A 6834-nucleotide genomic window follows, 5' to 3' on the forward strand; every position below is an offset into this window, starting at 1 on the left:
CCGGTTCTCCGTCTCGTACTCCACATGGCTGACGTTGATCGTGATCCCCCGCTCACGCTCCTCCGGCGCCTTGTCGATCTCATCGAACCCCATCGTCTGCACGTTGGGGTTCTGCTTGTGCAACACCGACGTGATCGCCGCCGTCAACGTCGTCTTCCCATGATCGACGTGACCGATCGTCCCGATGTTCATGTGCGGCTTCGTCCGCTCGAACTTCTCCTTGGCCATCGGCGTCCCTCCTGGGGCGGTGGTGGTGCTACGGGTGGTCGGGTCTCTGGTCTGGGGTTACTCGCCGCGCGCCTTGGCGACGATCTCTTCCTGGATGTGGCTGGGAGCGGGCTCGTACGCACCGAACTGCATCGTGTACGTCGCCCGACCCTGCGTCAGCGACCGTACGTCGGTCGCGTACCCGAACATCTCCGACAGGGGCACCCGGGCCGTGATGACCTGGGCGTTGCCGCGGGGTTCCATCGACTGGATGTGGCCTCGCCGCGAGGTGAGGTCGCCCATCACGTCGCCCATGTACTCCTCGGGGGTGACGACCTCGACCTCGAAGACCGGCTCGAGCAGCTGCACGCCCGCCTTGTTCGCGGCCTCCTTGATCGCCATGGACCCGGCGATGTGGAACGCCATCTCGGAGGAATCGACCTCGTGGTACGAGCCGTCCACGAGTTCGACGTGGACGCCGACGAGCGGGTAGCCCGCCAGGACGCCGCCCTCCATGGCCTCCTTTATGCCCTTGTCGACCGAGGGGATGTACTCCTTGGGGATCGAGCCCCCGACGACCTTGTTGTCGAAGGAGTACTCCTCCTCGTCCTCCTCGCGGTGCGGGCGGACGTTGATGACGACGTGGCCGTACTGACCACGACCGCCGGTCTGGCGGGCGAACTTGACGGACACCTTCTCGACCGCCTTCTTGATGCTCTCGCGGTAGGCAACCTGCGGACGTCCGACGTTGGCCTCGACCTTGAACTCACGCAGGAGGCGATCGACGATGATCTCGAGGTGCAGCTCGCCCATCCCGCCGATGATGGTCTGGCCCGTCTCCTCGTCGGTGCGGACCCGGAACGTGGGATCCTCCTCGGCGAGCTTCTGCAACGCGGTCGTCAGTTTCTCCTGATCCACCTTGGTCTTGGGCTCGATGGCGATGTGGATGACCGGCTCGGGGAAGTCCATCGACTCCAGCAGGATGGGGGACTCGCTCGTGGTCAGCGTGTCACCGGTCGTCGTGCCCTTGAGACCGACGAAGGCGACGATGTCGCCCGTGTGCGCGGCCTCCCGTTCCTCACGCGAGTTCGCGTGCATCTGCAGGATGCGGCCCACGCGCTGCTTCTGGTCCTTGGTCACGTTGATGATGTGCGAGCCGGCCTCGAGCGTCCCCGAGTAGACGCGTGCGAAGGTCAAGGTTCCGACGTAGGGGTCGGTCGCGACCTTGAACGCGAGCGCCGCGAACGGCTCGAGGTCGTCGGGCTCACGCGTGACCTCTTCACCGGTCTTGGGGTCGCGGCCCTTGATCGGGGGGACCTCGAGCGGAGATGGCAGGTAGTCCACGACGGCGTCGAGCAGCGTCTGCACACCCTTGTTCTTGAACGCCGAGCCACACAGCACAGGCACGAGCGCGTTGGCGACGGTCGCCGATCGCAGCCCCCTCTTGAGCTGCTCGATGTTCAGGTCGCCACTGTCGAGGTACGCCTCGAGCAGTTCCTCGTCCTGCTCGGCGACCTTCTCGACCAGGATGTGGCGGTACTCCTCGGCCTGGGCCTTGAGCTCCTCGGGGATATCGACGACGTCGAACGACGCGCCGAGATCGTCACCGCGCCACACGATGCCCTTCATCTCGACGAGGTCGACGATGCCCTCGTGCTGGTCCTCCAGTCCGATCGGGATCTGGATGGCCACGGCGTGGTCGGTGAGGCGCTTGTGGATGCTCTCGAGGGAACGCTCGAAGCTCGCACCGGTGCGGTCGAGCTTGTTGATGAAGCAGATGCGTGGAACGCGGTACTTGTCCGCCTGCCGCCATACCGTCTCGGACTGCGGCTCGACGCCGGCGACCCCGTCGAACACCGCGACCGCACCGTCCAGGACACGCAGGGAACGCTCGACCTCGACCGTGAAGTCCACGTGACCGGGCGTATCGATGATGTTGATCCAGTGGTCACGCCACTTGCAGGTGGTCGCCGCCGACGTGATCGTGATCCCGCGTTCCTGCTCCTGGACCATCCAGTCCATGACGGCAGCGCCATCGTGGACCTCGCCGATCTTGTACGTCCGGCCCGTGTAGAACAGGATCCGCTCGGTCGTGGTCGTCTTGCCCGCGTCGATGTGGGCCATGATCCCGATGTTGCGGGTCCTGGCCAGCGGGTACTCGCGGATGGCAGTCATGCGCGTGCTTCCTGCGTCGTTCGGGGGCGGGCCCGCGCCGTCAGGCGCGGGGCGGGGCGGGTGGGTGGCTCACCATCGGTAGTGGGCGAAGGCGCGGTTGGCCTCGGCCATCTTGTGGGTGTCCTCGCGACGCTTGACGGCGGCACCGACGCCGTTGGAGGCGTCGAGGATCTCGCCGGCGAGTCGCTCGGCCATCGTGTGCTCACGACGGATCCGGGCGTAGCCGACGACCCAGCGGAGGGCGAGGGTCGTCGAGCGGGCGGGACGGACCTCGATCGGGACCTGGTAGGTCGCACCGCCCACGCGGCGCGACTTGACCTCGAGCGAGGGCCGGACGTTGTCGACGGCACGCTTGAGCACCGACAGCGGGTCGCCACCCTGGGTACGCGAACCGATGTGCGCGAGCGCGTCGTAGACAATGCGCTCGGCGGTCGAGCGCTTGCCGTCCCGCATCACGCGGTTGATGAACTGGGTGACGAGCGTGGACCCGTACTTGGGGTCGGGGCGCGTCTGGCGGCTCGGTGCGGGGCCCTTGCGCGGCATCTCAGGCCTCCTTCTTCACGCCGTAGCGCGACCGTGCCTGCTTGCGGTCGCGAACCGGGGCGGCGTCAAGTGCGCCCCGGATGACCTTGTAACGGACGCCCGGCAGGTCCTTCACACGACCTCCGCGCACGAGCACGATCGAGTGCTCCTGCAGGTTGTGGCCCTCGCCGGGGATGTAGGCCGTGACCTCGATCCCGGAGGTCAGGCGCACACGGCAGACCTTGCGCAGGGCCGAGTTCGGCTTCTTCGGTGTCGTCGTGTACACGCGCGTGCACACACCGCGCCGCTGCGGCGAGCCCTTCAGGGCAGGCGACTTGGTCTTGCCGGTCTTCGCCTTGCGGCCGTTGCGCACCAACTGCTGGATGGTGGGCATCCGTTCCTCCTCGGAGCGGGCTCGGAGCGGGGTGGTCTCGCGATCGCGCCGACCCACGGGGTCGGGCGTTGCAGACCGCGCGGCGGCCGCATCACGATCGGGTAGGGGGCGGCTGAGTCTCGTTCCGCTGTCCGGCGGGTCCCGGTCCCGGAGGGCGGGTGGCGCCCGGACAGCACGCACGCCGCCAGGAGGGGCCTGACGGCGCAGGAAGCGGAAGGTACCTCTACCCCTCGCCACCGTCAAACCTCGCGCGACCCGGGGTGGGGCCCGCGGCACAACGATCGGCCCCCGGAGAGGGGAACCCGGGGGCCGATCAGTGGAGGGGTGTTGCGCGGTTACATCCCCTCCAACGAACCGCCCCCACCGCAGTGACGCGGCGGGGGGCGGTGGCGTGCGGTGCACGCGCGATCGCGTGCGGGACGGCGTTGGGTCAGGAGCCGGTCTCGTCGCCGTAGTCGCCGTAGTTCCATCCGGTTTCGCCGAAGTTCCACGAACCGTCGCCCTCGTAGCTCTCGGTGCTGGCGAGGAACTCCGCGATGTCCGCGGGCAACGCCTGCTCCGGCAGCTCGGTGTGGCCGACCACGACGTCGGCGTACCGACGCAGCCCGGTCCCGGCCGGGATCAGCTTGCCGATGATCACGTTCTCCTTCAGGCCCAGCAGCGTGTCGACCGAGGACTCGATCGCGGCCTCGGTGAGCACGCGGGTGGTCTCCTGGAAGGAAGCGGCGGACAGCCACGAGTCGGTCGCCAGCGACGCCTTGGTGATCCCCATGAGCATCTGGCGTCCGACGGCGGGCTCCCCGCCCTCCTCTGCCACGCGCTGGTTCTCCTGGCGGAAGCGGACACGGTCCACCGTCTCGCCGGGCAGGAACTCGGCGTCACCGGCCTCGACTACGTGGATACGCCGGAACATCTGGCGCACGATCAGCTCCACGTGCTTGTCGTGGATCGGCACACCCTGGCTGCGGTAGACGTCCTGGACCTCGCCGACGAGGAACAGCTGCGCGGCACGCGGTCCCATCACGTCGAGCAGCTCGTGCGGGTCGATGGCACCCAGCGTCAGCTGCTGGCCAGCCTCGACCTCGACGCCGCCCGCGATCTCGATCACCTCGGTGCTCGTCGCGACGGACGAGCCCCACAGCGACACCGGCCCGCGGTACAGCCGGGCGCCCCGCGGCAGCTCGAACTCGGCCTGCTCGTCGCGCTTGCCCTTGACCCGCAGGACACGGCCCTTGTCGGTCTCCTCGATCTCGACGACACCGGCCAGAGGCGCGATCTCGGCCTTCGCCCGGGGGGTGCGTGCCTCGAACAGCTCCACGACACGCGGCAGGCCCTGCGTGATGTCCTGGCTCTGCGCGACACCACCGGTGTGGAAGGTCCGCATCGTCAGCTGGGTGCCCGGTTCACCGATCGACTGGGCCGCGACGATGCCGACCGCCTCGCCGATGTCGACGAGTTCACCGTTGGCCAGCATCTGGCCGTAGCAGAGGCGGCAGACCCCCACCGGCGTGTCGCACGTCAGCACGGATCGGACCACCACCGTCCGATCCTCGAGGGTGATGCTCGTGGGGCGACCTTCGTCGTCGAACTCGAGGTCGTCGAGCGGCTCGCCGGTCTCGGGATCGAGCCCCTTGACCAGGACCGAGCGCAGAGCCCGGATCTCGCCGTCCGCCACCAGGGTGTCGCCCTTCATGAGCACCTTGCGGCGCCCCGGATAGGTCACGTCCTTGGCGAGCGTCCGGCCGTACAGCGACTGGCTGTCGTGCTCGCCGACCACGACCTCGATACCGCGCGTGGTCTCGCAGTCCTCGTCGCGGACGATGAGGTCCTGCGACACATCGACGAGCCGGCGGGTGAGGTAGCCGGAGTCGGCGGTCCGCAGGGCGGTGTCGGCCAGACCCTTGCGGGCGCCGTGCGTCGAGATGAAGTACTCGAGGACCGACAGCCCCTCGCGGAAGTTCGACTTGATCGGCCGCGGGATGATCTCGCCCTTGGGGTTGGCGACCAGCCCACGCATGCCAGCGATCTGACGCAGCTGGGTGATGTTCCCGCGCGCCCCGGAGTCCGCCATCATGTAGAACGGGTTGAGGGGTCCGAAGTTGTCCTCCATGGCCCGGGACACCTGGTTGGTGGCCTCGGTCCAGATCTCGATCAGTTCCTGCCGCCGCTCGTCGTCGGTGATCACCCCACGCGAGTACTGCTTCTCGACCTTTGCGGCCTTGCCCTCGAACTCGTTGAGGATCGTGGCCTTCTCCTCGGGCGTCTCGACGTCCTCGATCGAGACCGTCACGCCCGCGAGCGTCGCGTTGCGGAAGCCGAGGTCCTTGAGGCTGTCGAGGATCTCGGCGACGCGCCAGCGCGGGTAGCGGTCGGTGCAGCGGTTCACGACGGCGCCGGCGTCCCGCTTTGTCACGGTGTGGTTGACGAACGGGAAGTCGTCGGGCAGCACCTCGTTGAACACCGCACGTCCCGCCGTCGTCAGGACGCGGAAAGTGCGACCCTCCTCGAGCGCCTCCGCCCACGGGTCATCGTCACGCAGATCCTCGGGACGGTCCGGTGCCTCGAGCTCCTGACCACGAACGCGCAACCAGATCCAGTCCTGCATGTGCATCTGGCCGGCGTCGAGCGCCATCTCGATCTCGCCGACGTTGCTGAACACGCGCAGGCTGTGACGGTCGAGATCGTCCGACGGACGGACCGCGTTCCCGCGCTCGTCGTTTGGACCCTCGGCGTAGGTCAGCCAGTAGATGCCCAGCACCATGTCCTGGGTCGGCGTGGCGATCGGGCGCCCGGTGGCAGGTGTCAGGATGTTGTTCGCCGACAGCATCAGGATCCGCGCCTCGGACTGCGCCTCGGCCGACAGCGGCAGGTGGACCGCCATCTGGTCGCCGTCGAAGTCCGCGTTGAACGCGGTGCAGACCAGCGGGTGCAGCTGGATGGCCTTGCCCTCGACCAGCTTGGGCATGAACGCCTGGATCCCGAGTCGGTGCAGCGTCGGGGCGCGGTTCAGCAGCACCGGGTGGTCGGCGATGACCTCCTCGAGGACGTCCCAGACCTGGGGCCGCTGACGCTCGACCATGCGCTTAGCGCTCTTGATGTTCTGCGCGTAGTTGAGGTCCACCAGCCGCTTCATGACGAAGGGCTTGAACAGCTCCAACGCCATCTGCTTGGGCAGCCCACACTCGTGCAGGCGCAGCGTGGGCCCGACCACGATCACCGAGCGACCGGAGTAGTCGACGCGCTTGCCGAGCAGGTTCTGACGGAACCGACCCTGCTTGCCCTTGAGCATGTCCGACAGCGACTTCAGCGGCCGGTTGCCGGGGCCGGTGACGGGGCGGCCGCGCCGGCCGTTGTCGAACAGCGCGTCGACCGCCTCCTGCAGCATCCGCTTCTCGTTGTTGACGATGATCTCGGGCGCCCCGAGGTCGAGCAGTCGCTTCAAGCGGTTGTTGCGGTTGATCACGCGCCGGTACAGGTCGTTGAGGTCGGACGTGGCGAACCGCCCGCCGTCGAGCTGCACCATGGGTCGCAGGTCG

The 6834-nt window shown here is 67.9% G+C and carries 5 protein-coding genes; all 5 read right to left on the minus strand.

What is annotated here, in order from left to right:
• Window positions 1-228: elongation factor Tu (tuf, locus tag KY469_21980; GenBank protein ID MBW3665766.1), on the minus strand; the 228-nt coding region annotated here is incomplete at its 3' end.
• 57 nt (window positions 229-285) lie between these two features.
• Window positions 286-2382, minus strand: a complete 2097-nt coding sequence (fusA, locus tag KY469_21985) for an elongation factor G (GenBank protein ID MBW3665767.1) — start codon at window positions 2380-2382, stop codon at window positions 286-288.
• 69 nt (window positions 2383-2451) lie between these two features.
• A complete protein-coding gene (gene rpsG / locus KY469_21990; protein ID MBW3665768.1) occupies window positions 2452-2925 on the minus strand; it encodes a 30S ribosomal protein S7 in 474 nt (157 codons plus the stop codon).
• Window position 2926: 1 nt separating this feature from the next.
• The gene (rpsL, locus tag KY469_21995; GenBank protein ID MBW3665769.1) at window positions 2927-3298 is read right to left on the minus strand and encodes a 30S ribosomal protein S12; all 372 of its coding nucleotides are present in this window, start codon (window positions 3296-3298) and stop codon (window positions 2927-2929) included.
• A 430-nt stretch (window positions 3299-3728) separates the two neighbouring features.
• The coding region (locus tag KY469_22000; protein ID MBW3665770.1) for a DNA-directed RNA polymerase subunit beta' at window positions 3729-6834 on the minus strand (3106 nt) is incomplete at its 5' end.

The organism is Actinomycetota bacterium, from assembly GCA_019347575.1.
Classification (GTDB): Bacteria; Actinomycetota; Nitriliruptoria; order Nitriliruptorales; family Nitriliruptoraceae; genus JAHWKY01.

What these genes read in the sequence shown, in the direction of transcription:
- fusA (MBW3665767.1), bottom strand. Translation starts at nt 2,382, where the DNA reads ATGACTGCCATCCGCGAGTACCCGCTGGCCAGGACCCGCAACATCGGG.
- rpsG (MBW3665768.1), bottom strand. Translation starts at nt 2,925, where the DNA reads ATGCCGCGCAAGGGCCCCGCACCGAGCCGCCAGACGCGCCCCGACCCC.
- rpsL (MBW3665769.1), bottom strand. Translation starts at nt 3,298, where the DNA reads ATGCCCACCATCCAGCAGTTGGTGCGCAACGGCCGCAAGGCGAAGACC.